Origin of the sequence: Alteromonas sp. CNT1-28 (assembly GCF_022348345.1) — a bacterium.
Taxonomy (GTDB): Bacteria; Pseudomonadota; Gammaproteobacteria; order Enterobacterales; family Alteromonadaceae; genus Alteromonas; species Alteromonas macleodii.
The window spans coordinates 1-22,894 of the sequence record NZ_JAKREZ010000001.1; the positions used below are offsets into that span (position 1 = coordinate 1).

General features: G+C 45.1%; 26 protein-coding genes. 9 read left to right on the forward strand and 17 right to left on the reverse strand.

Going from position 1 to position 22,894, the window contains the following annotated elements; all coding sequences use genetic code 11:
* Positions 1 to 667 precede the first annotated feature (667 nt).
* From MHN02_RS00005 to MHN02_RS00030, 6 genes are all read right to left on the reverse strand, one after another.
* Positions 668 to 2,026 carry a HipA domain-containing protein gene (locus tag MHN02_RS00005; RefSeq protein WP_239244011.1) on the reverse strand — a complete coding sequence of 453 codons (1,359 nt, stop codon included), beginning with the start codon at positions 2,024 to 2,026 and terminating at the stop codon, positions 668 to 670.
* Positions 2,027 to 2,031: 5 nt separating this feature from the next.
* Entirely contained in the window at positions 2,032 to 2,322 is a 291-nt protein-coding gene (locus tag MHN02_RS00010) for a helix-turn-helix domain-containing protein (RefSeq protein WP_239244013.1), read from the reverse strand.
* A gap of 169 nt (positions 2,323 to 2,491) precedes the next feature.
* Positions 2,492 to 3,013 (reverse strand): hypothetical protein, encoded by a 522-nt coding sequence (locus MHN02_RS00015; RefSeq protein ID WP_239244015.1) that lies wholly within the window; start codon positions 3,011 to 3,013, stop codon positions 2,492 to 2,494.
* A gap of 286 nt (positions 3,014 to 3,299) precedes the next feature.
* Positions 3,300 to 3,734 carry a hypothetical protein gene (locus MHN02_RS00020; RefSeq protein ID WP_239244016.1) on the reverse strand — a complete coding sequence of 145 codons (435 nt, stop codon included), beginning with the start codon at positions 3,732 to 3,734 and terminating at the stop codon, positions 3,300 to 3,302.
* Positions 3,734 to 4,567, reverse strand: coding sequence for an integrase arm-type DNA-binding domain-containing protein (locus MHN02_RS00025; protein ID WP_239244018.1), 834 nt, complete (start codon positions 4,565 to 4,567; stop codon positions 3,734 to 3,736). The genes MHN02_RS00020 and MHN02_RS00025 overlap by 1 nt, the downstream gene beginning before the upstream one ends.
* Before the next feature lie 183 nt (positions 4,568 to 4,750).
* Positions 4,751 to 5,614, reverse strand: coding sequence for a YicC/YloC family endoribonuclease (locus MHN02_RS00030; RefSeq protein WP_014977829.1), 864 nt, complete (start codon positions 5,612 to 5,614; stop codon positions 4,751 to 4,753).
* 301 nt (positions 5,615 to 5,915) lie between these two features.
* Between MHN02_RS00030 and rph the strand changes: the two genes are divergently transcribed.
* Genes rph through tusA form a run of 3 tightly spaced genes read left to right on the forward strand, consistent with a single transcriptional unit; the run spans position 5,916 to position 7,578 of the window.
* Positions 5,916 to 6,629 carry a ribonuclease PH gene (rph, locus tag MHN02_RS00035; protein WP_014951432.1) on the forward strand — a complete coding sequence of 238 codons (714 nt, stop codon included), beginning with the start codon at positions 5,916 to 5,918 and terminating at the stop codon, positions 6,627 to 6,629.
* Between the two features lie 57 nt (positions 6,630 to 6,686).
* Positions 6,687 to 7,328: an orotate phosphoribosyltransferase gene (gene pyrE, locus MHN02_RS00040; protein ID WP_039228851.1), complete on the forward strand. Its 642-nt coding sequence runs from the start codon at positions 6,687 to 6,689 to the stop codon at positions 7,326 to 7,328.
* Positions 7,318 to 7,578 (forward strand): sulfurtransferase TusA, encoded by a 261-nt coding sequence (gene tusA, locus MHN02_RS00045; RefSeq protein WP_014951430.1) that lies wholly within the window; start codon positions 7,318 to 7,320, stop codon positions 7,576 to 7,578. Before pyrE ends, tusA begins: the two co-directional genes overlap by 11 nt.
* 21 nt (positions 7,579 to 7,599) lie before the next feature.
* Here tusA and MHN02_RS00050 read toward each other — a convergent pair whose 3' ends face one another.
* The 6 genes from MHN02_RS00050 to MHN02_RS00075 all read right to left on the reverse strand — a co-directional run bounded on the left by MHN02_RS00050 (position 7,600) and on the right by MHN02_RS00075 (position 11,918).
* Positions 7,600 to 7,779, reverse strand: coding sequence for a hypothetical protein (locus tag MHN02_RS00050; RefSeq protein WP_014951429.1), 180 nt, complete (start codon positions 7,777 to 7,779; stop codon positions 7,600 to 7,602).
* A gap of 25 nt (positions 7,780 to 7,804) precedes the next feature.
* On the reverse strand, positions 7,805 to 8,266 hold the full coding sequence (locus tag MHN02_RS00055; protein ID WP_061486861.1) for a hypothetical protein: 462 nt from the start codon (positions 8,264 to 8,266) through the stop codon (positions 7,805 to 7,807).
* 162 nt (positions 8,267 to 8,428) lie between these two features.
* On the reverse strand, positions 8,429 to 9,019 hold the full coding sequence (locus tag MHN02_RS00060; RefSeq protein ID WP_239244020.1) for a VTT domain-containing protein: 591 nt from the start codon (positions 9,017 to 9,019) through the stop codon (positions 8,429 to 8,431).
* 25 nt (positions 9,020 to 9,044) lie between these two features.
* Positions 9,045 to 10,337, reverse strand: coding sequence for an amidohydrolase family protein (locus tag MHN02_RS00065; protein WP_239244022.1), 1,293 nt, complete (start codon positions 10,335 to 10,337; stop codon positions 9,045 to 9,047).
* A gap of 149 nt (positions 10,338 to 10,486) precedes the next feature.
* A complete protein-coding gene (locus MHN02_RS00070) occupies positions 10,487 to 11,071 on the reverse strand; it encodes a DUF1285 domain-containing protein (protein ID WP_239244024.1) in 585 nt (194 codons plus the stop codon).
* The gene (locus MHN02_RS00075) at positions 11,058 to 11,918 is read right to left on the reverse strand and encodes a DUF3014 domain-containing protein (protein WP_014977825.1); all 861 of its coding nucleotides are present in this window, start codon (positions 11,916 to 11,918) and stop codon (positions 11,058 to 11,060) included. The genes MHN02_RS00070 and MHN02_RS00075 overlap by 14 nt, the downstream gene beginning before the upstream one ends.
* A gap of 381 nt (positions 11,919 to 12,299) precedes the next feature.
* Here MHN02_RS00075 and MHN02_RS00080 point away from each other — a divergent pair, with 381 nt between their 5' ends.
* Together MHN02_RS00080 and MHN02_RS00085 are read left to right on the forward strand one after the other, a co-directional pair.
* Positions 12,300 to 12,692 carry a hypothetical protein gene (locus MHN02_RS00080; protein ID WP_014951423.1) on the forward strand — a complete coding sequence of 131 codons (393 nt, stop codon included), beginning with the start codon at positions 12,300 to 12,302 and terminating at the stop codon, positions 12,690 to 12,692.
* A 90-nt stretch (positions 12,693 to 12,782) separates the two neighbouring features.
* On the forward strand, positions 12,783 to 13,091 hold the full coding sequence (locus tag MHN02_RS00085; RefSeq protein ID WP_014951422.1) for a DUF6482 family protein: 309 nt from the start codon (positions 12,783 to 12,785) through the stop codon (positions 13,089 to 13,091).
* A 174-nt stretch (positions 13,092 to 13,265) separates the two neighbouring features.
* Here MHN02_RS00085 and MHN02_RS00090 read toward each other — a convergent pair whose 3' ends face one another.
* From MHN02_RS00090 to MHN02_RS00105, 4 genes are all read right to left on the reverse strand, one after another.
* Positions 13,266 to 14,633: an AarF/ABC1/UbiB kinase family protein gene (locus MHN02_RS00090; RefSeq protein ID WP_239244026.1), complete on the reverse strand. Its 1,368-nt coding sequence runs from the start codon at positions 14,631 to 14,633 to the stop codon at positions 13,266 to 13,268.
* A 375-nt stretch (positions 14,634 to 15,008) separates the two neighbouring features.
* A complete protein-coding gene (locus MHN02_RS00095) occupies positions 15,009 to 15,428 on the reverse strand; it encodes a hypothetical protein (protein WP_239244028.1) in 420 nt (139 codons plus the stop codon).
* Positions 15,429 to 15,704: 276 nt separating this feature from the next.
* Complete coding sequence (locus MHN02_RS00100) at positions 15,705 to 16,289, reverse strand: DUF6702 family protein (protein WP_014977821.1); 585 nt, start codon at positions 16,287 to 16,289, stop codon at positions 15,705 to 15,707.
* Complete coding sequence (locus tag MHN02_RS00105) at positions 16,279 to 18,741, reverse strand: M1 family metallopeptidase (protein ID WP_239244030.1); 2,463 nt, start codon at positions 18,739 to 18,741, stop codon at positions 16,279 to 16,281. The genes MHN02_RS00100 and MHN02_RS00105 overlap by 11 nt, the downstream gene beginning before the upstream one ends.
* Before the next feature lie 194 nt (positions 18,742 to 18,935).
* Between MHN02_RS00105 and proB the strand changes: the two genes are divergently transcribed.
* The 4 genes from proB (at position 18,936) to MHN02_RS00125 (ending at position 22,531) form a co-directional block, all read left to right on the forward strand.
* Complete coding sequence (proB, locus tag MHN02_RS00110) at positions 18,936 to 20,036, forward strand: glutamate 5-kinase (protein ID WP_014951417.1); 1,101 nt, start codon at positions 18,936 to 18,938, stop codon at positions 20,034 to 20,036.
* 125 nt (positions 20,037 to 20,161) lie between these two features.
* Positions 20,162 to 20,599, forward strand: coding sequence for a thioesterase family protein (locus tag MHN02_RS00115; RefSeq protein WP_014951416.1), 438 nt, complete (start codon positions 20,162 to 20,164; stop codon positions 20,597 to 20,599).
* 3 nt (positions 20,600 to 20,602) lie between these two features.
* Positions 20,603 to 21,619 carry a D-2-hydroxyacid dehydrogenase gene (locus MHN02_RS00120; RefSeq protein WP_239244032.1) on the forward strand — a complete coding sequence of 339 codons (1,017 nt, stop codon included), beginning with the start codon at positions 20,603 to 20,605 and terminating at the stop codon, positions 21,617 to 21,619.
* A 9-nt stretch (positions 21,620 to 21,628) separates the two neighbouring features.
* A complete protein-coding gene (locus MHN02_RS00125) occupies positions 21,629 to 22,531 on the forward strand; it encodes an EamA family transporter (RefSeq protein ID WP_239244034.1) in 903 nt (300 codons plus the stop codon).
* Positions 22,532 to 22,547: 16 nt separating this feature from the next.
* Here the strand turns inward: MHN02_RS00125 and MHN02_RS00130 are convergent, their stop codons facing one another.
* On the reverse strand, positions 22,548 to 22,823 hold the full coding sequence (locus tag MHN02_RS00130; RefSeq protein ID WP_014951413.1) for a hypothetical protein: 276 nt from the start codon (positions 22,821 to 22,823) through the stop codon (positions 22,548 to 22,550).
* Positions 22,824 to 22,894: the final 71 nt, after the last annotated feature.

Consider the following 22,894-nt stretch of genomic DNA (forward strand, 5'->3'; position numbering starts at 1 on the left):
AGGCCAGCATCCGACGTAAACAGCGCATTGCGGCTATGGATACTGCGTATCTTGAAAAAGTGATAACTGCTTAAAAAATGATCACGCTCTTACCCTGATGAATATGCGACCTGTCCATCTTTACCGACAATCGCAAAAGCAACTGCCTCATCAACCATCTCTTTAAACATTTCGTTAATGTCTTGCTTCTGTATTTCCATAACTTCGCTTCTATAATAATTTAAGTATTTGAAAATTATTGGCTTTGGATATTTAAGTCTGCATAAGTGAGTATGCAGATATTTTTAATACTTACTATTTTTTTGATTGTCAGAAAGAAACCATAAGCCATTCAAATAATAGTGTAGATATCGAAAAAGCACTGAAAAATAGTTCGCTATAAGTGAGTGTGAATCCGCTTTTTCCGTAGAGAATTTGAGCTATTCATGGTATAACTATTATAACGATTATGAAATTTATAAAGTTATATAACCAATGTAAGGTGAACTTTGCGTTTAAATTTCAATTCGCCAAAAAAGCGTTTATTTTGTGCTTTTAAAACCTTGCCATTCTTGGCAATTCGCGTGTCAAAGTCGGCAATCTCTTTGCCAAATTTGGCAAAAGTGTTGCCAAAAACTCGCACTCATGCAGAGCGAATTTAGTACACTTTTTCCTCTGGCTTTTACTCTCAAACTTCAATATTTGGTATATCTGACGCTTGTGATCTTAAGTGCTGTGTTCGTACCAAGATATGCGCTTGCACCTCAGCCATGTATTGTCGGTCGTCTTCGGTAAAAAGCGGTTCTTGAGTTATTGTTTCGATAAATGACTGCTGTGTAAGTATGGTTATGACTTTATCTGCCAAATCACTTAACTGGCGCGACAAGAGCTTTTTATTCACCCCGCAGGTTTCTGCGAAATCAGCCATTTGATAGGCGTTAATACTGTCGGGGTCAAACTCATCGCCCATCGCCATAGCAAGTACATGCTTAAACTGCGGGAACATGGCAACATTTACTAAGTCATAGGCTGGCGTGAATCGACTATTGCGCTTATCAAAAAACAGGGAGACGTTTTTTCCGTGACTGTCGTAATTGCTTATCATCAAATTAAATAACTGCCAATTTATAAGCCATTGAAGACTCTCAACGGGCGATGTCATGGTTTTTGCCAGCTCAAAGAGCCGGGGCAAGCTTGCGCCGTCCCGAATGTGTTGTACGTCCCTGCCATCACCTAGGTTTCGTTCGTATTTGTAGTCCCGCGGTAGGTTTAGCGCTTGGCAGCCGTCAATCACGTGTCTGCGAAAGACTTTGGATTGCTCAGGTGCATATTTTCGATCAAATCGTTCTACAATCAATGCCGGGTATTGTTCAAAGCGAGTGAACTGCACGTCTGCGGTGGGTAGACCGACTGCCTTTGACAGCTTCATACAGAAGTATTCGTTGAGTACAAGATTGGGGCAATTCTGCTTTTCAAATTTGAGAATGTGCGTTGAACACAATGTCCCATCGCCAAACCCAATTTGGCCTTCATTATTTATGAATATGTTGAGCTTGTCTTGTACGCCAGCCACACTCAGACGTGGTTTGTCATCCCATGTTATTAGGCCAATATCTTCCTTGTTGGCAAGCCGCGTTACCAGCTCCTCATATTCTATCGCTCTAAATTGCGGCTCACGTGCCTCTGGTAAAACATCTGAGCTTTGTTTTATCGCTTCAAATGAAATGGCCCCGGCCAAATCTTTGCCAATGGCCCTTACTTGGGAGTAAACATTTTTTTCTGAGACGCCGAGATGCTCCGCTAAGAGTTTTCGGGCTTCTCCTTCAGGTAAGGCATTATCAATGTAGTTATAGGCGACTTCACGAGAATGAACGTTATCCAGTGTTAACGATGGAGAAAGTGGGTAGCCTGTTTGCTGCCAATCCTGCTCATATTCAAGTTTGAGCAGATTGGTACTTTTATCTAAAGTTAACGTGCCAATACGTTGTTCTGCTAAGTAGATGAGCAGAGTGTATTCTGAGGGCTGGTTGATATTGTCTGCTGGCATTCTTGCTATACCCACTCGTCATCGCTGACACTTGAGTTATGTCGTTTTTCAAGCGAAGGTGACGTAAGTTTGATACCCAATCCATGTAGCACGGAAAATGCCGCAGCGAGGGTGCAATTATCATTGCCATTTTCAATGCGAGATAAGGTATTGATACCCACATTACATAGCGCAGCGCAATCAGCGAGTTTCATGCCCATCTCTGTGCGCTTAGCCTTAATCAATTGCCCTAACACCAGTGCGTTATCAATAAATGCTGTCTCAGGCATTTTTGAGGTAGTGACTTTCTTTGCCATCGCTTTACTCTAATATTCATTAGTATCAGTGATTATAGGCGGATATCAATGAATGACAAGTTTATTCACCGCTAACGGTGATTTTATATAGAGCGATTTATTAAAGTGAAATAATTCACTCATATCGGTGAATTATTGAGTGGTTAGTCATGTTACTATTCATCGTTCACTAGCATTGCTGAATACCACTGAGGCGCAAAACCGTCCAGACAGCAGCGATACAAGTGTCATCTGCATGCTCTGGGTTAAGTCGCTCGCGATCAGTGCTTATATCCATTTCTTTCGAAAACCTCTTTTGATATCTTTCCGGTACCAACGCTGCGATATTTTTAAGCTTGAACATAATATTATCTTCATTCCTTGAGTGGCTGTCTTCATAGTTGATCTGCTGTAAAAGTTTCGTGGTCCTTGGAACGTTGAACGTATGAAGCAATTCGTAACCCGAAGTAAGGTCTGAAATGTGATCAAAAATATAGTCTTTGGGGTCGCCCACCTGATCAAGATAATCTAAGGTTAAATGTTCCTTCGTGGATAGGGAATAGCTATTGTTCAGCCATTCATCGTCCGGCATTACGTACCAATGGTAGGCGGCACCCTGCGCCAATAAGCCAACAGAAGTTGGGTATTGTTCTGAGTCATCACAATACACAATGAGGACAGGAGGAAAGAGCTTTAATTCTGGATAATACATAACGTTTCCATTTTAAGATTCCGCTGAGACAAGCTCAGCATTTTTTCTATTGACCATCAGGTAAGTGGTTATAGCTTACCTTCATTAGGGGTAGCAATAGCGTGACTAACCGAATCAGCGCATCCGAACTCTCAACAAGTAAACCATAGCCGTCAAAGTTTTTTTCAACATCCTTGGGGTTCAGTTCATATACTTTTCAGCTATGGCTATCTCGCTCAAATTAAAATTAGCACAGCAATATTCAAGATGATATTTGGTTGTGTTTTGATACTAATTCGCTGCTAAGCTACAGGTTAGTGATTGTCATTGGCTTATATTGAATAAGGGGCATCACCAAGTCAGCTAGTCGGTTTAATGCATCTACACGCTCTGGAAAAAAGCCATAGCAGTCGTACGTTTTTTCAACGCCCTTTAGGCTATGGTTCATACACTTCTCGGCCACGTCACGACGTACACCTAATTTGGACAGTAAGGTACGAAATGTGCGTCTTAAGTCATGTAACGTGAAGTGATGGACGCCTTCTTCCTTCATGTAATTCGGCCCCCGCTTGCGGTTACCATAGCTAATGCCAAACAAGCAGGCGACAGCATCATTTATGGTATCCGGTGAGATGTGAGGATGCTTGCTGGCCCTGCGTTTGGGGAAAAGATACTCATGGTCGCCACTAAGAAGGTAGAGATCTTGAAACAACGGTAATACTTTATCTGGGATGGGGATCACTACGCCGCATTGGTTTTAGTAGTGTTTGCGAACAACTTAAAGGTTTGCCGCTTAAGATCGACTTGTTCCCACTTAGCTGAGAGCAGTTCCATTTTTCGATTGCCTAATAGCAGTAGTAGCGCCAACGCAATATAGGTACTGCGCGGGATCTTGATAGGATGCTCGCGAAATACGGTAAATGCTGACTCAATTTCTTGCTCTTCTAGGAAGCGCTGCCTCTTAGTGTCTGCGCCTCCTGCATCATCAACTTGCGAAAATTCTTGGGCAATATTGACCGTGACTGCGCCATATTTTGTCGCTAAACGGTAAACGCGTTTGATAAACAATAGCACCTGATTGGCAATAGCTGGACGGCCAGAGTCCAACACACGCTGTATAACGTTGTCGATGTCATAACTATGAATTCGGTCGATGCGGATGTTACCTAGGTGTGGCTCTATCTCATTGTTGTAAACCCGTTCGTATACATACGCAGTCTTTATTTTAGTGCGCTTCTTTTCTAAGTACTTGTTAGCACAATCATCAAAGGTCACGAGCTTAGGCTGCTTTTGACGTTCAATATCGAGTTTTGGATCGATGCCGTCATTTAGCTTTTGTCGGCAATCAATCGTGAGCTTAATGGCGCCTTCAAGATCAAGTAGCTCTTCATGCCCCTTGCCATAACCACCTATTTTGTACTGACGTCGTTTTCCAAATAATTGGTAACGAATGATCCAACTGGCCGTGCCTTTGGATTTCACATCAAGATAGAGACTAGGGTAGACGCTTTCGAAAGTGGGGTGGCCGGATTGAACCAGCGCTTCAATATGTTTTGCAGTTTGTGAGATGTTCATTGACTTTCCCTTATTATTCGGAACAAAATGAGGGGAAAGCTGGACCAAAAGTCACCACTTTGGTCACCACTTGGGGGCTGATTTAGCTTGTTTTTTTATTAGCTATGATGAATAAATGGTGACTAATCCTTAAAAAAGCATGTTAAATCGCCAATTTAAGCCCAAAATATACTAGAAAACTTGTTATTCTATGTTTTGAATTTGCTCGCGCATCTGCTCAATCAGGACTTTAAGTTCAACCGCCGATTGTGTGATGTCGGTGCTGATAGACTTTGAGCCTAACGTGTTTGATTCGCGGTTAAACTCCTGCATCATGAAATCAAGACGGCGGCCTACTGCTCCACCCTTTTTAAGGATATTACGGGTTTCCTTAACGTGAGCATTCAGACGATCTAACTCTTCTGCTACGTCTACTTTTTGCGCCAGCATGATCATTTCTTGTTCAAAACGGCCTGCATCAAGTTCAACCTTTGCTTCTTCAAAGCGGGTTTGCACTTTTTCTCGCTGCCACACCATGATTTCAGGCATACGCGCGGCTACTTTTTCAGCTTCCACTTCTATAGCGTCAAGGCGCTGCGTAATCATACCTTTAAGGGCTTCACCTTCGGTAGCGCGGGCACTGATAAAATCGTTAAGAGCTTGGTCGAACGCGGCCATTACGTCAGCGTGGATGGCGTCCATATCGGCTTCTTCCGCTGCAATTACCCCAGGCCAGCGCAAAACGTCTAGTGGGTTAACCCCCGTGGATTGGCCATGGGATTGCACCCAGTCAGCGGCGTGAAGCACTTGCTTAGCCAACTCTTCATTTAAGCTTAGCTTAGTTACAGCAGCATCGTTGGCAGTAAAACGCAGCGCACATTCCACCTTACCTCGGGCTAGCTTTTTACGGAATCGTTCACGTAAAACCGGCTCCAATGAGCGAAACTGTTCCGGCAGGCGAAAGTAAGTTTCTAAAAAGCGTTGGTTGACCGAGCGTATTTCCCACACGGCTGAGCCCCACTCTTTTTTGGTTTCTACGCGTGCAAACGCTGTCATGCTGTAAATCATAAATATCCTTTAAATTTAACTGAAAGCCTGCAAAAACAACCCGAACGTCGTGTTGTATACGTGAATATCTACAGCAGGTTTTCTTGTATTTTGTATATTAGCGCACATTTACGTAATTCAATAAGCAAACATGTAAAGTTCGTTTTTAACGGCCGCGGGTATTGCGTTATACTTAGGCGCAATTTCGTAGCTACATCGAATTTATAGGTTTTGACCGCGAATTGGGCTTTCTATTCACATATCGCCAATAAAACCTGTAAAACGCTACCCTTTTTTAAGCACTTACGTTGTGGAGAACACTATGCGTCCAAGCGGCAGAACCGCCAGTCAAATTCGCCCTGTTACAATTACTCGCCAATACACTTGTCACGCAGAAGGCTCTGTTCTTGTAGAGTTTGGTAACACTAAGGTGTTGTGTAATGCGACGGTAGAAGAAGGTGTGCCACGCTTTATGAAGGGCCAAGGGAAAGGCTGGATTACAGCTGAGTACAGCATGCTTCCACGTGCTACTCATACGCGAAGCGGCCGTGAAGCGGCGCGCGGTAAACAAGGCGGCCGCACGTTAGAGATCCAGCGTCTAATTGCGCGTTCACTACGCGCAGCGGTAGATTTAAAACTTCTGGGCGAAAACACCATTACGTTAGACTGCGACGTTATTCAGGCCGACGGCGGTACGCGTACAGCGTCAATTACCGGTGCGTGTGTAGCTCTTGTTGATGCACTTACTTACATGCGTGCAAAAGGCATTATCAAAACTAACCCGCTTAAACATATGATTGCCGCCCTTTCAGTAGGTATTTACGAAGGTACGCCAATCGCTGACCTTGAGTACACCGAAGACTCTGAGGCAGAAACAGATATGAACATTGTAATGACCGAAACCGGCAAGCTGATTGAAGTTCAAGGTACTGCAGAGGGCGAACCGTTCTCGTTTGAAGAGCTTGACGAGATGCTGAAAATTGGTAAGCACGGTTTACGTGAATTGTTCGACATTCAAAAAGCGGCGCTAGCGTAAGCGAGTCATCGACACGTAGTTAGAACCAACGCGTAAATTAGAAATTAAGAGGTCATCATGAAAGCGTTTCAGCGTGATTTTATTGAGTTTGCCATTGAACGTGGCGTACTTAAATTTGGCGAATTCACTTTAAAGTCAGGCCGCGTTAGCCCGTACTTTTTCAATGCCGGTTTGTTTAATCGCGGTGGCGATTTGGCTAAGTTGGGGCGTTTTTACGCTGATGCGTTAATGGACGCAGGCGTTGCGTTCGATGTACTTTTTGGTCCAGCCTATAAGGGCATTCCTATTGCGACAACAACAGCCGTTGCATTGGCCGATAGCCACAAGCTTGATGTCCCTTATTGCTTCAACCGCAAAGAAGCGAAAACCCACGGTGAAGGCGGCAATCTAGTTGGCAGCCCACTAGAAGGTAAGGTTATGCTGGTGGATGACGTGATCACTGCGGGTACGGCTATTCGCGAATCGATGACCTTAATCGAGCAACAGCAGGCTAGCTTGTCTGGCGTGCTGATTGCGCTAGACAGACAAGAGCGCGGTAATGGCGAACTGTCAGCTATTCAAGAGGTCGAGCGCGACTTTGGCACTCAGGTTATCTCTATTGTATCGCTTGCCGATGTCGTGGCTTATCTGACCGAGAAAGGCGGGTTTGATAGCGAAATCAGCGCCATTAACACCTATCGTGAAAATTATGGCATCTGATTTTGACAGCGCATTTAGCGCGGCTAGTCAGCATTTAGATGCGCTAGGATTGCGTTGCCCAGAGCCAGTAATGATGGTGCGTCTGAATATTCGAAAGCTGGCCGATGGGGAAACTTTATCGGTCACGGCTGACGATCCCTCAACGGCCAGAGATATTCCTAGCTTTTGCCGCTTTATGGACCACACGCTGGTTGCGTCTCAAACCGAGACCATGCCTTACCAATACGTAATTAAGAAAGGGCGCGCTTGAGCGCCTTTTTTGTTACTGTTTCTATTCGCGGCCGCTAGCAGCCTGCAATAAAAGTTGCTTCAAAACCTGCTTGCTTCGCGAACAGGTACAGTGAATATCTGTCATGTGTAGCACTTCACCATTAAGCATTTTTTGAAGTACAGAAGCTCTAACGTTTAATGAGACAAAGCCGTCTTCGCTTGAAATTTGTTTCGACGCCATAACTATCTCCTTTTATCTAAAGTATTTAATGCACTGCCACAGAAGCGAGTCGTTTGCTTGCTTGGGGGACATAGGTTTGCTCAAGGGTATGCTGAATGGCCGCGATTAGCCTGCATATAGAAGGATTGGTGGCATGCAGGGGTAATATGGCAATAAGCTGTTGCTGACATTCTTGTAAAATAGCGTGAGATTCTCGCTTCCTATGTTCTTCGGCAAGCAGAGATGATAAGTACATTCCCATAGTGGAAAAAGCGAGTACGTCTTCTTGAACTACACTGACTTTCTGCAAAGAGGTAGGCTGAAGCGCATTAAGGATAACCTTTGCGGCCTCAAAGGTCTGGTAACCTAATTCTCTCGCATAATCCAATTTACCCTGTTGATGAGCCTGTTGCGTCTGCGCTTGCATAGCATAGCGATGCTGTCGCGCGTTTGAAGGGTTTAGCTGTAGCCACTTTTTGTAAACTGGGCATAGCCGCTGAACATTCATATAAGCACCTCCTGTTTTTTATTACATTAGTGCAAATAAGAATCATTATCAAATGTAAAGTTCAAAAAATCTATTGGGTTGATTTGATATTTACGTTGTCGTGAACCAACGGCATCGTTTGTCTCGCCTATTAAGTGCTTTGAGTCACTAGTACAGGCAAGCTTATTGGCTGATTAAATTTGAAAGCCACCATAAAAGAAGCACCGCAACTGTGATAGCAATAACCGCTTTCATTTTGTAGCGCTTAATGAGCTGCTCAGCTTTGTCTCCTGTGTAATAAACCACGGCTGCGAGTCCGAAATAGCGAATTGAACGCGCAATAACAGTAGCTAAAAGAAAAAGCGGAAGTGAGTATTGGGTTGCACCTGCTGCAAGCATCGCAACCTGAAAAGGAATAGGGGCAATACCTAAGGTCATTACGAACCAAAAACCTTGGTTTTGCATCTGCTGTTTTACATTGTCGAATTGCTCTTGGCTAAAAAAAGTATCTATAAGCCACTGACCAACCATATCGAAGAGGTAGTAACCAAGGGCATAGCCGAAGACTGCACCAATCACACAGCCTATGGTGGCCATTAATGCAATTTGCCAAAGCGACTCCCGTCTTGCTTGCATTAGTGGCACTATTACGGCTTCTAGTGGTATAGGAACAATGGTTGATTCTAAAAATGAGGCAAGAGTGATGCCCTTTAACATATGCTTAGAATCGACAAGCTTTTTGGTTTTGTGCTTAACCTTTTTACCTAGTTCCATGTAATCTCTACCACATTATTTTTCTCTACTGCTTGTAAACAATTCCGTCTTTCATCACAAAAGACACGCTTTCCATAAGCGATATATCGTCAAGCGGGTTGCCTTGAACCGCGACAATGTCAGCCAGTTTTCCCTCTTCAAGGGTGCCTAGAATATCGCTTATGCCTAGTAAGCTCGCGCTATTCACAGTAGCACTAAGCAGAGCGTCAGCAGGTTTCATACCCGCTTCAACCATTAAAGAGAACTCTTGCGCATTGTCGCCGTGGGCTGATACACCACTGTCTGTACCAAAAGCAATTTTTACGCCTGCTTTATGCGCTTGTTCAAACGTATTTTGGATAAGCGGGCCGATAGCGGCAGCTTTCGGACGTACTAACTCTGGAAAGAAACCATCAATTTTGGCTTTGTCTGCTACAAACTTTCCTGCCAGTATTGTTGGCACATAGTAGGTGCCGTGCTTCTTCATTAATGTGCGAATTTCGTCGTCCATATAAGTGCCGTGCTCAATAGAGTCTACACCGGCTTCAATAGCCCGCTTCATGCCTTCTTTCCCATGAGCATGCACTGCTACTGTCATACCGTAGTCTTTTGCCGTTTCAACAATTGCTTCTAGTTCATCGGTCATGAACTGCGGGTTTTGGCCGCTTTTGGCAACGCTTAATACACCACCGGTTGCCGTAATTTTGATCAAGTCCGCGCCATCTTGGTAACGAGTCCTTACTGCCTCTCGCGCTTCAGCTTCGCCATTAACCACTCCTTGCTTAGGGCCTACATCCGGGCGAAGTAAATGAGATAAGCCGTTACTTGGGTCGGCATGTCCACCTGTAGTAGCAATAGATTTAGCAACGGTATAAATACGCGGGCCTGTTGCATAGCCTTTACTAATAGCGTTCCTTAGCGCAACGGTTTCGTTGTAACCATCCCCTAAGTTGCGAACAGTGGTGAAGCCCGAATCTAACGTAATCTTAGCGTAGTTCGCTGCTCGTAATGCATAGTCGGCTTCATTTAGTGAAAAGCGCTCCAGATACGTTTGAGGCCCACCATGTTGAGAAGACAAATGAACATGCATGTCCATCAGACCAGGCATAACGGTTGATGTCTTCAAGTCGATGACAGTATCGCCTTCTTGGGCTTCAGCAAACCCCTTCTTTACCGCTTTGATCATGTTGTCTTCAACAACAATAGTTACATTTTCCTGAAGAGAGTTTGATGTGCCAGTAAACACTTTTCCTGCATGAATCAGCGTGTCGGCTACAGTGGAAAAGGGCGATGAGAGTAAGGCACTGGCAACGGCCAGCGTAATCAGAGGCTTTTTCATGATATAGGTCTTCTTGTTGATTGTTTTATAGACTATATCGAATGTAATGCAGTCAGAGGTATAACGCAAAACAAAGCGCTGTTAACGGTGCTTTATTGAAGATGAATTACGTTTTGATATGTTCGAAGAGACAGAAGCAACAAAGTAGGCTAGTTGCTTACTTCACCTAAAATAAAGGTGATGCCGTTTGACTGAATACTAAATTGCGTGCTGGCTTCATCCGGTTTTTCATCAGCTTGTTCAAGCAGTTGATAATAGGCATTTTGATGTAGTCTTGCCCACAAGTTTCTGCGAACGCATAGGTAGGGAATGGGCGTTGCCTCTGGATCTTGTATGGCTTTAGGCGGAACGCGAAGTTCGAGCTGATCAGCACGCTCTAACCTTACGATGTCGCCCGTTTGTGTGGTAAACACATAGGTGCTGTCACTCGCTGATTCACCCTCTTCCCTATGCCATTGAGTTACAAGAAAAGGTGTGTCTTCAACGGTAATGCCTACTTTCTCTACGGGAGTAACTAAGAAGTACTTGTCACCTTCCCGCTTTAATACCGAAGCAAAAAGCTGAACCAAGCTTGCGCGCCCAATAGGACTGCCTTCATAAAACCATCTTCCATCAAGCGCTATAGTTAGATTAATGTCACCGCAAAAATCGGGGTTCCATTGTTCAACAGGAGGTAAAGGGCGCGCTTTTGACGACGTGCCCTTAAGCTGCTGCTGAAATCTAGTTAGATCCACGCTCTTCAACCAATACTTTCAGTTCGCGTAGCTTTGCCTTTATGCGACGCATGTTATCTGGGCCAGTACGAAGAAGTTGTTTCTGTGGCTCGTTTAAACTCTCTAGACGATCATCAGCATACTTGTAGGCGACCGAGTCGGTGTAAACCTCTACAGGAACCGGCACTTCAGGTGTATCAAGAAGCTGATCAATCGCTTCAAGCAATACGCTGTTGAAGTCTTGGTCAGGGCTTCCAATTTCGGCGTACTTCGCCTGAATGTCGTCTTTATAAATACCGTATATGTTAAGCAGTGCTTCGTTATTGAATGACTCCAACATATCTACGTATGGTGTATAACGTTTATAGCTTGCTGCATCAATCCATTGCTTGCCTGCTTGAGAGTATACGCGGAAGTTCTGCTCAGGTGGCGTTAGTAACTGGTGATTAGGCGCCATTTCATCATTTGCTAGATTCGTAACCGACACCACAAAGCGTTGAATTAGACCTTCATCAACCAGCATGCGGTTAACGGTTTCTTCGCTCGCGGACGAACTCTCAATAAGTGAAGCTTTCACCGCAGGATCGCTGGTATCCAGAGGTTCCGGTTCTGGTTCAACTGGCTCTGGAAGCGGCTCAACCTCGTCTTTTTCCTCAAGCTCTACTGTTGGGGCTGGCTGAGTAGGCTCAAATACTTCAGGCTCTTCTGGCGTAGTCACTTCAGGTTCAGTCACTTCGGGCTCAGGAGTAACTACAGGCTCAGGCTCATCGTCGCTGGGCCAAAACACAACAGCCAGAATAACAACAAGAAGGATGCCTACAATGATAAAGTGTGGGCCTAACGATTTCTTTTCCGACGATTCGCTCATAATGACTCCGCTACAAAACTATCCTTTTGGTAATACTACCAGAGATAACACCCAAATTTAGAAAATCAATCAAGAGAAATGTTCCCTTAGATTGTAAATTCCTTATTTTGAACACTTTTTAACGTAAAAAAGTCACTTTCCGATTTCTTTTTATACAAATTTAGTGGAAAACCCTCATTTTTTCTTCTCATTCACATTCGATATTATGTAAATGCAAAAATTATTTTTAAACAAATGTTTAACAAATTGGGTTTGTGTACTAATGTGTTGATTAGTCATTGAAAAGCAAATGCTAGCTCGTTGTTATCTATAATAATTAGTGAATATTTCGAGCCTCACGACCCCGTTTCAACTTAAATGTGCCCTTATAGGATAATTAGCGTGAGTAAGTTTAGACAGTATCACCCTAAATTACACCGAGCAGTAAAACGCTACAGTGTTATGCAGCATCTAATCATGCTGGGAGTAATGCTTTATCTCCTTTTAAATATCAATAACTTGTCAACTAAGCATCAGATCATTGCTGTAGCGACTGTCATTGTTATGAGTATACAAAATGGCTTTATACTGTCTAAAGCGAAAGTCGCTTTAGCTGTTGAAGGCCCTAGGTTGCTGGTATTTCCATTACTATGGATTGCTTCTGGAATGGGAACGGCGGCGTTCCTATACAGTGCCTGCTCTCTTGCATCCTTACTGGTGTTGGCAAATGCAGTACGGTTTAAAAACCATCGACCTCCGCTAGATCTATCTAATGAACCTGAGCACCTTGCCTAACGTATATATTCCGCTTTTTAGCCCTAACTTCCATCATTAAATAAGAATATAGGGCGTGCAAGGTGCATACTTGGTTCATGAGGTAGAAAAATGCAGAAGTTCTATTTTCGAGATATTGAAGAGTCGCCTACCGCGATAGATTATCTGGAAGTTCAGTCGTATGAGATGAATGTTTACCTGGTTTATCTCACTATCGGCAGTCAAAGTGGCATGCTTTACGACAACAAAGATAAGCCCATGCGTTTTTTTAGTGCCGGCCACATTCGCGAAGCCTTCGCGCATTGCCATGTTCAGCAGGCGGTAATGAAGCACGATACGCCTTACGATGAAATGATTGGCAACCCGCCAAAAAGTAAAGAGCAGATGGCGTTACCGTTCAGCATGGATTTGCCTTACTAGACTGTTGTGCGAGTGCTATAGGCTTTTGAAGTGGGTCCTATTTGAGTTCTGTAAGGTCGCAGCGCAACGTTTTCACAGTAAAACATGACACAGCACCGCAAAACCGATACAAACGATAGATAAGCTGTGTATTAAGTAGTTTCTTACTCGCTTAACACACCAACGAAGTGCAGGTTATAGATTCAGCCATGTGCCTGCTGCCTTTCGCATATCTACTTTAGCTTTCAATCGTTTAGCCAACAGAAATAAGCCACCTAGCTTCCTGTGTATAAACAGGGCATCTACTGGCGGCGTATGCCAAAAATTGTGCTCCATAGTCAGCGCCATTCCCTTTTCGTGAAGCCTTGCAATAAGATCGCTTTGTCCAAAGTCATAAGCGCCCTCGCAGCGAATCGCTTCACACGCCTCCATACCAATGTTTATGACGGCGTCGACTTGCGTTTGAGAGTGGCTTTCGTCAATTAATCCTATGCGAAACGCGGCTTGCTGCATCATCGCTCTATCGTTGGCTGCGGCGCTGTTGAGTAACGCTTGATACTGGGCTGAAATGGCGTCAGGCACATCCCGTGTAGCACCAAAATCTAACAGAACGATTTCTTTTGTATCGGGTTTAAACTGGTAGTTGGCTAAGTTAGGGTCGCTCTGCAGCAGCTTAAAATGAAAAATTTCATTAAAAAATAAAGTCATTAGCGCCGTCATCACGGCATCTCGGACGTCCTGAAGCTCGTTTAATAGCGCATCTAAGTCTTGCGCCTCTATGAAATCCATCGCTAACACGGTACTGGTGGTAAGGGGAGCAAAGGTTTGCGGAATGACAAACGCATTATTTCCCTTGCTTTGGATGTCGGTGCTTTCAACCAACGCGCGATAACGGTTGAGCATGTCAGCTTCTCGCACATAATCAGCTTCTTGGTGAAGCTGTGCTTTAGCCTCTTGTAAAAGCGGGTTGATATCTAATGATTTGGGTACCAAGCCAGTGAGTTTTATAAGTGTAGCTACGTTGTCTACATCGCTATCTATGCTTTTTTTCACACCAGGATACTGCACTTTTACTGCTAACATCCGACCGTCCATCGTAATGACTTTATGCACCTGACCAATAGAGGCCGCAGCTATAGGGGCAAAGGAAAAGTAAAGTAAGTCATCTTGCCATTTTTCGCCCCAAGACTGATTCAGCGTGGCAATTAGCTGGTCTTTTGGCATCGGGTCAGCGTCGTCCCGTAATCGCCCTAAAATTACCGCGAGCTCTTCGGGGAGAAAATCTCCTGCATCCATTGAAATAAGCTGCCCGAGCTTCATAGCTGCACCACGCATACTGGCAAGCTGATCTGCAATGTTTGAAATGTTTTTGGGCGTTAAGAGCAGCGAAGACAACGCGGGCTTCTCGCCCTTTAACAGTTGTCCTGCACCTTGTGATACTACGTTACCTGCAATTCTACCTGCCAATGAGCCCAAGCGGCCTATGCGCGATAAACGCGACGTCGGTACCGCTCTACTAGAACGGGTTGGTGATTCAGCGGATTTATTGGGCTTCTCTGCCATAGGCTCACTCAGTTTTATTAGAGACGAAGGGGAACGTTTGGTTTGTTATTGGCTAAACATAACCTAAAAAAGTAACTAGAGTTTATAAATTATACTGTCGGACAAAACGTCTGGATCGGGTTTCCAGCCCAAAGTCATTGAGGATCTGTTGACCATTGCTGTACATCAAAGATAAACAGGACTAAATGTTTAGGAAGTGAGGTTGCCAACAGGGCGATCAACGGATAAGACTTCTGTTTAAACAGAAGTCTTATTTAAAAGCCGCGTTTAGATTGCCCATAATGTACTTAAAAGAAATGTGGACTTGCCGTTTCTAGTCGCTCAGCGGTTTCTTACTAGGCGAGTTGCATAAGGCAATTGTATAAACACTGTGTGCTAGATTATCTGTGAAATAAATTGAATCACTAGTCCAACAACGCTTCCATAAGCAAACCCAGCCCAGCCACTTGTCGCTCTATAACGCCAAAGTGCTGCACCAAAAAAGCCACACCAAAGCATGGCTGAATAGGTGGAAACAAGGCCGCCGCCCATCCCTGTATCTGGCAAAAACAGCATGACGACAAAGGTTAGCGCCATTGCGCCACTTAACAGCACCCACATGATATTTTTCTTATCAGCGAACGCATTGTTTTGTTTGACGTTCTTTGCATCGGCATCTTGCGTTTGCTGCGCACCTTCTGCTTGAACAGCGCTCTGAGCTGCTTTGGATGCACGTAGTTTTCGTGCACTACGCTCACTTCTTGATTGGGGTTTCTTGACCTGTGAAGGCAATGGTGATGCAGCGCTATGGGTCATGATGTACCTCATTAACTGAATTTAGTAACTGTTTATCCATAGTTAAGGTAGAGCATGCATGCCAAGATGACTATACGACTTCGGTCTCACACGACAATTAGATATTTGATTTTCCCTATTCGAATGCGGCGCTCGAATTAGAGGGGGCAAAGGCTGAGGTAGGCATACATTATCTATAAGAACACCGTGAAGCACGCAAACAAAAAAGCCCACCCGCAATCACTGCCGTTTGACAAGGAATGCGGGTGGGCTTTCACAAACTTACACCGTTAGGTATTAGTGATGGTCGCTATTTTGGCTTTTGAAGCTTACTTCCAGCAAATTTACGCTATCAGCAAATGTCAGGGTTTTGATATCACCCTTGCCTTCTACATTTAGCGTATTCACTTGTTTTGGCCACAAGTCACGCAATGCATCATGGCGAATTTTAATGCCTTCAAGTACAGGCGGCTCAGCAGTTTCCTGATAAACCCAAAAGTGCTTACCTTCAACTTCAAAGCCAACATCAGCAAGCTTTAATGGCTCGCCTGCCGCATTTAAAATTGCAAAGTGGTGGGCGACGTAATCAGCGAATTGTTGCTGCGTTTCTATGTCGTCCATAATATCTGCGTGCTTGTCGAACAGTGCCTTAACCGCGTGTTCAGCATCGTGCAAATTAAAGCGGTGCATCACCTCAATATTTTCTGTTCTAGGATTGAACAGTACCGTGGTAATTGCTGCTTTTATTTGATGCGCTTGGGCTGCAGTGCTGTACGACATTGCGCTAACTAATAGCGCAGCCGTAATTGCGAATGCACTTACGCTTGCAAGCAGAGCATGAGCGCTCTGCTGCAAGCGAGCCAAAGACAACTTATTCGTCATCTTTGTCCTCGTCGTCGGTTTTCAGTTCGGTCTTTGAGTCGTGCATAAGGTCGCGGTACTCGTAAGTGTTACGCGGCTTATTCTTATACGCTTCAATACGCGAAGGAATGATACGACGCGGGTAGTGGTTATTTTCCACATCTACGTCTGCGGTTTCCCAGTGCGGATCAACGGTTACGCTTACCAGCTCTTTGTCTTTGTCGGTAACAATAAGCTTGCTTACGACTTTAGGTGTACGACGCCAGATTTCCGCAGGAATACGCATTTCTTCTTTCGTGCCGTCTTCAAACGTTAGTTCAAGAATGATTGGCATCACCAACCCACCCTTGTTGCTGAAATCTAGCACGTAGTAGTTTTTGTCTTCTTTCACCGCACGCTCAAACGCTTTACGCTCCCAAGGCTCAAGATCTTTCAAGAATTTCTTGTACTTGTTACGCTCTTTGTTAGTTACGGTGTAACGATCGTTTTCGTCGTAGAAGTCACTGATATCTTCAAAGCGATCTACCCAAAGCTTTTTGCCTTCTTCTTTATTACGAAGGTCGGTAAGTGACTTCGGTTTTTCCATTTCTGCTTCGCGCTCGCGAGCAAAATCGATATCTGGATCTTCAGTGTCTAAACGAAGCTTGTATACGCTGTCTAGGCTAATATCTACATGGTCTGTGGTGTAAAACCAACCACGCCAGAACCAGTCTAGGTCAACGCCTGACGCCTCTTCCATAGTACGGAAGAAATCTGATGGTGTAGGACGTTTAAACATCCAACGCTGCGCGTACTCTTTAAACGCGAAATCAAACAGCTCACGGCCAAGAATAGTTTCGCGAAGAATGTTAAGCGCTACTGCAGGCTTGGTATAGGCATTTGGGCCAAGGCGAAGCACTGAGTCAGACTGGGTCATAATTGGCACCTGCGTCTGAGACTTCATGTAGCCAGTAATATCACGTGGCTCAACGCCCCAAGGGATCGTAGGATCCCACTCGCGACCGGCAACGCCGTCTAGGAAGCTATTCAGACCTTCATCCATCCATGTCCACTGGCGCTCGTCAGAGTTAACTGTCATAGGGAAATAGATATGACCTACTTCGTGAATAACCACGCCAATAAGGAAACGTTTCTCAGCAAGCGAGTACGTGCGTGAACCATCGTCACGAAGCTCTGTGCGCGGGCCGTTGAAGGTGATCATGGGGTATTCCATGCCGCCAACTGGACCATTTACTGATTGGGCTACTGGGTATGGGTAATCGAAGCTAAAGCGGCTATAAACATCCATGGTGTGGATGATTGATTCTGTAGAATACTTCTGCCATAGCTCGCCACCTTCTTTCGGGTAGAAAGACATGGCCATTACCAATGGTTGAGTGTCACCGCCTTGCTGATAACCACGCGCATCCCACGCAAATTTACGCGAAGAGGCCCATGCAAAGTCACGTACGTTTTCAGCCTTAAAAGTCCAGGTTTTAAGCTTAGTCGTGCCTTCTTTTTCGTTCTCAATCGCTTCTTCTGGTGAAACAATGAATACGATACGGTCAGCTTTTTCTGCCTTTTTCAGACGGTCGCGCTGTGTTTTAGTTAACACGTCTTTCGGGTTTTGAAGCACACCCGTTGACGATACGATGTGGTCAGCAGGAACCGTAATATCTACCTCGTAGTTACCGAACTCTAGCGTGAACTCACCACGGCCAATAAATTCTTTATTAGTCCATGCTTCGTAGTCGGTGTATGCAGCTAGGCGTGGGAACCACTGTGCTAGCAAGAAGATGTCGTTACCACCTTCACGTTCGTCATCAGGGAAGTGCTCGTAACCTGCACGTGCTGAAACAGCGTCTTCTTCAACAATGTTAAACGCAAAATCGATATCAAACGTAACTTTGCTGCCTGGCTTCAACGGTTGAGCCAAGTCAACACGCATTAAGGTGCCAACTACTGTGTGACGTAAATCATTGCCCGCTTTGTCTTCAACACGAGAGATGGTATAGCCCAGCTCGTTGTCGTCAACAAACTGCTGACGGCGCAATGCACCCATGCTTAGCTTAGCTGGCGCATCGCCGCTAGCAGCTTGCGTACCCGGCCCGCGGTTACCGATACCGCCAAACGTGGTAGTAAGCGCAGACATTGAATCGTCGCGGAATTTGTTTTGGTCAAGCTGGATCCACAAGTACTTAAGCGTATCTGGCGCGTTGTTGTGGTAAGTAATGGTTTCGCTTGCTTCAATGCGGCGTTTGTCTTCAAGTAGCTTTACGTCAATATCGTAATCTACTTGTTGTTGCCAATACTGGTGGCCTGGCTCACCAGCGGCGTTACGGTATACGTTTGGAGTAGGAAGAACTTCGTCCAGCTGACGGAATTTATCTTCGAAATCGCCTTTAGTTTGTTTAATAGCGGCGGTACTAGGAAGAGAAATCAGCATAGACAACACTGGCGCTAGCCAGAAAAGGTGTCGTTTTGCGGTGCTCATGCAGGTTCCTTGCAACTTGTAAGTTAGAATTGTTATAAGATAACACCGCCTAGTATATAAGTATGCCTGTCACAATCCAATTTTTTGACCGTAAACTAACCATGTTTTAACGCAAAAAAACTGTAACAGATCGTTTTGTTTCGCGCTTTAACTGTCGTATTCTTAAGCTCTTGTTTTCTTTTTTTCTTCCCCCTATGAACCGTTTTAATTGGCAACGTGCCGTTATAAAAGTTGGCAGTGCGCTTATTGCTCCTGAAGGCAATGAGTGTAGTGGGCGTTATTTACTGTCTCTTGCTCGATTTATTACTGCTAGTCGCGAAGCTGGCAAAGAAATTATTCTGGTCTCTTCTGGCAGTGTTGCCGCGGGCCGCAGCAAAGTGAAGGTTCGTCACAACGCATCTATTGCAGAAAAGCAAGCCATGGCTGCGATTGGCCAGAATTTAATGATGGCCAACTGGCAGCGCTTTTTCGACTTTCCCTGTGCACAAGTATTGTTAACGGCGGATGATCTACGCGATAGAACCCGCTACGTAAATATTAAAAACACCTTGCGCGAAATTTTGAATCACAATGCGTTACCCATTGTGAATGAAAACGACACGGTTGCAGTGAATGAACTTAAAGTGGGTGACAACGATAACTTAGGTGCCTATACGGCGTTAGTTGCTCAAGCTGACACGCTGATTATCTGCTCAGATATCGATGGTTTATTTACCGCAGATCCAAGAAAAGACGCCAGCGCCACACTCATTCCACAGGTAGATAAAATAGACAGCACCATTTACGGCCTTGCCGGCGGCGCTGGAACTGCGGTAGGAACTGGCGGCATGCGCACAAAAATTGAAGCGGCAGACAAGTGCACCAGTAGCGGTATTCAAACTCTTATTGTAAACGGTCGAAAAGGCGAAACCTTCGATGCATTACTTGAAGGTAAAGTGCCGGGAACCCTATTCAATGCTAGTAGCACTCCCGCCAGCGCGCGCAGACTGTGGCTTACCCATACGCTTAAAACCGCTGGCAGAATAGACGTTGATAGCGGTGCGAAAGAGGCGTTAGTGCGAAAAGGCGCGTCATTACTGCCATCGGGTATTGTTGATGTCGTCGGTTTGTTTGAACAAGGCGACGCTGTTGAAGTGGTGTGCCAAGGAGAAGTTATTGCCAAGGGGCTTTGCTTATATAACGCAAAAGACTTAACGCTTATAAAAGGGAAAAAGTCGAAAGAAATTGCCAGTGTGTTAGGTTATGAAACAACGGATGTTGCCATTCACCGTGACGATATGGTGCTTTATTCATAGCGCTACCCAAAAGAATCGCTGCAATAGACTACCGCACATTAAACATTAATTGGCGTTAGTCGTTCATCGATTTTCATTATTTGCGCCAACAACAAAGCGATACATTTATTCACTAAGGGACGATCATGACTGATATCACACCTACACTTGCCGACTACCCTTACAAAGTCACTATCGCCACGCGTTGGCAAGACAATGATGCGTACGGACATATCAACAATGTTGTGTACTATGGTTTCTTTGATACCGCGGTAAACCGCTTTTTAATTGAAGAAGGTGGGCTAGATATACACAACGGGCAATCCGTGGCGTATGTGGTAAGTAGTCAGTGTCAGTACATTGCTCCGGCAGCCTACCCTGAAGACATTTTTGTAGGGTTGCGCGTTATCAAAATTGGTAGAAGTTCAGTGACTTATGGTCTATCGGTTTATGCCGGAGAGAATAAGCGACGCGTGGCTCATGGCCAATTTGTGCATGTGTTTGTAGATAGAAAAACCGACAAGGCCATTCCTATTCCTGTTAATGTGAAAACAGCGTTAGAGTCGATTGTGGAAGTAATGTAGAGCATGGCAAAAATGACGAAACACAATGCATCACAAGCGATGAGCATCGGCAATCAAAAGCAGGTTGTCTTTCTAGACGCCGAAACCATGGATTTGCCCAGTCTTGATACCTCTTCACTCGATGACGTACAAAACAATTTCGACGCCGCGATTACGCTTCATCAACAAACTCAAGCCGAAGACGTTGCCGAGCGCATTAAAAATGCCGATGTCGTGCTGGTTAACAAAGTCGTGCTACAAGCCAAAGATTTACAGCAGGCCAGTCAGCTGCGCTATATTGGTGTAACTGCGACCGGCATGAACAATATCGACCGTGATTACTGCGAACAAGCTGGTATTACCGTTCAAAATGTAGAGGGCTATGGCACTGACAGCGTTGCTCAACATACGTTGACCTTGGCGTTGAATTTGGCCACCAATTTTGTGACGTATCAGCGCGATATGCGCAATCAAGCATGGTCTGCATCTTCTCATTTCTGCTTACTCAATCATCCCGTGGTGGAATTGGCGGGTAAGCATGCGGTAATTGTTGGGCATGGCGAGCTTGGCAAGCGTGTAGAGGCATTGTTTAAGGCTATGGGTATGCAGGTGAGTATCGCTGCTCGCCCAGGTAAACAAGACGACCCTCGTCCAAGTCTTGCATCGCTTTTACCAAATGCCGATGTGGTAAGTCTTCATTGCCCGCTTACTGAAGCCACCGATAAGCTTATTAATGCCGAGACGTTGTCGCTGATGAAGCCAACCGCTTTTCTCATCAATACGGCTCGCGGCGGTTTGGTTGATGAAGAGGCACTCTATCATGCGCTTAAAAACAATCAAATTGGTGGCGCGGGATTAGATGTATTAAGTGTCGAGCCTCCGCCTGTTGATCATATATTGCTTAAAGAGGCACTACCTAACTTGCTGGTAACGCCGCATAATGCGTGGATTGGTAATGGCGCTAGGCAAAAACTGCTAGATAGTGCTATTGACCATTTATCTGCCCACTTATCTTCTTGTTTATCAGCTCCCCAGGGCTAGAACACCACTATGAATAACGCAACCTTATTTGCTCTGTGCTGCCTGATTTGGGGCTCAACCTGGATAGCCATCACTTACCAAATAGGGCATACCTCTGAAACGTTTGCCATTGCGCTGCGTTATTTATTGGCGTCGGCCTGTTTAGGGATTTACTGTGTTGTTAGGCGTTTGCCGCTTAAGCTACCGGTACATGTTCATGTGAAAATGGCCGCAGTCGGTCTCTTTTTATACAGCTTAAATTACACGCTGCTGTATATGGCGCAAGCGCACATAATTAGCGCGCTGTTAGCCCTTATGAGTTCTTGTATTATCTACATTAATGTTGTGCTTCGGCGATGGTGGCTTAAAGAGCCTATAAGAAAAGAAGTGGTTGTAGGTGCTACATTTGGCTTGCTGGGCATTGTGTGTTTGTTTGTGCCGGAGTTTTCCAAAGTCTCCATGGATGCGGCGCTTGCCACCGGCCTCGCTATAGCGTTTGTCAGCTTTTTCTGCGCCTCAACAGGTAACGTTATCTCCGAGCGTATTTTGACCTCGGGTACGCCTGTTATCCAAATGAACTTCTATGCCATGAGCTATGCCATGGTGCTGCTTTTCATCACCTCACTGGCAATGCCGGGTAAGTTGGTCATTCCTACCCATACCGAGTTCTATCTGTCGCTGCTTTATCTGGCTATCTTTGGCTCTGTGTTTGCGTTTGGCGCGTACATGAAACTGTTAAAGCAAATGGGCGCTGACAAGGCTGCATATGTGGTCTTGGTATACCCCATGGTTGCACTGGTTATTTCCACCTTTTTCGAAGGCTATACCTGGAGCGTTTTATCTGTGGTTGGGGTGGTCATTGTGCTGGTAGGCAACGCCATTGCAATGGGGAAAGTTCCCCGCTTTATGCGTCGCCCACCGGTGTCGAGCTAGGAGCTGGTAAAACCGTTTATTTGAGCGCGTTGATTTTCTTATTCAGTTCGTAAGCAGGCTCGGTAACAATGGTTTCAAGGGTTTCGATTCGCGCCATCAAAGCTTCAATCTGCGCATCTTTTTCCTCTAAACGCTGCTGCTGTTTGTCGGTCACGCTTTTAACGAACGGGTTGCTGCACTCGCCGTTCATCCAGTCGTTTAGTCGCCACTGAAATTTTGCGTCTAAGTAGCTTGCCAAAAGCACAAGCGACGTCAGGCTGCCAATTAACAAAACTATACTTAACGTAGACATAATTTTTTCCTAATCCAAATTTCAAGGTTGAAGGCTTTTAGGGAAAATGCCCTAAACGCACGTTACTGCAC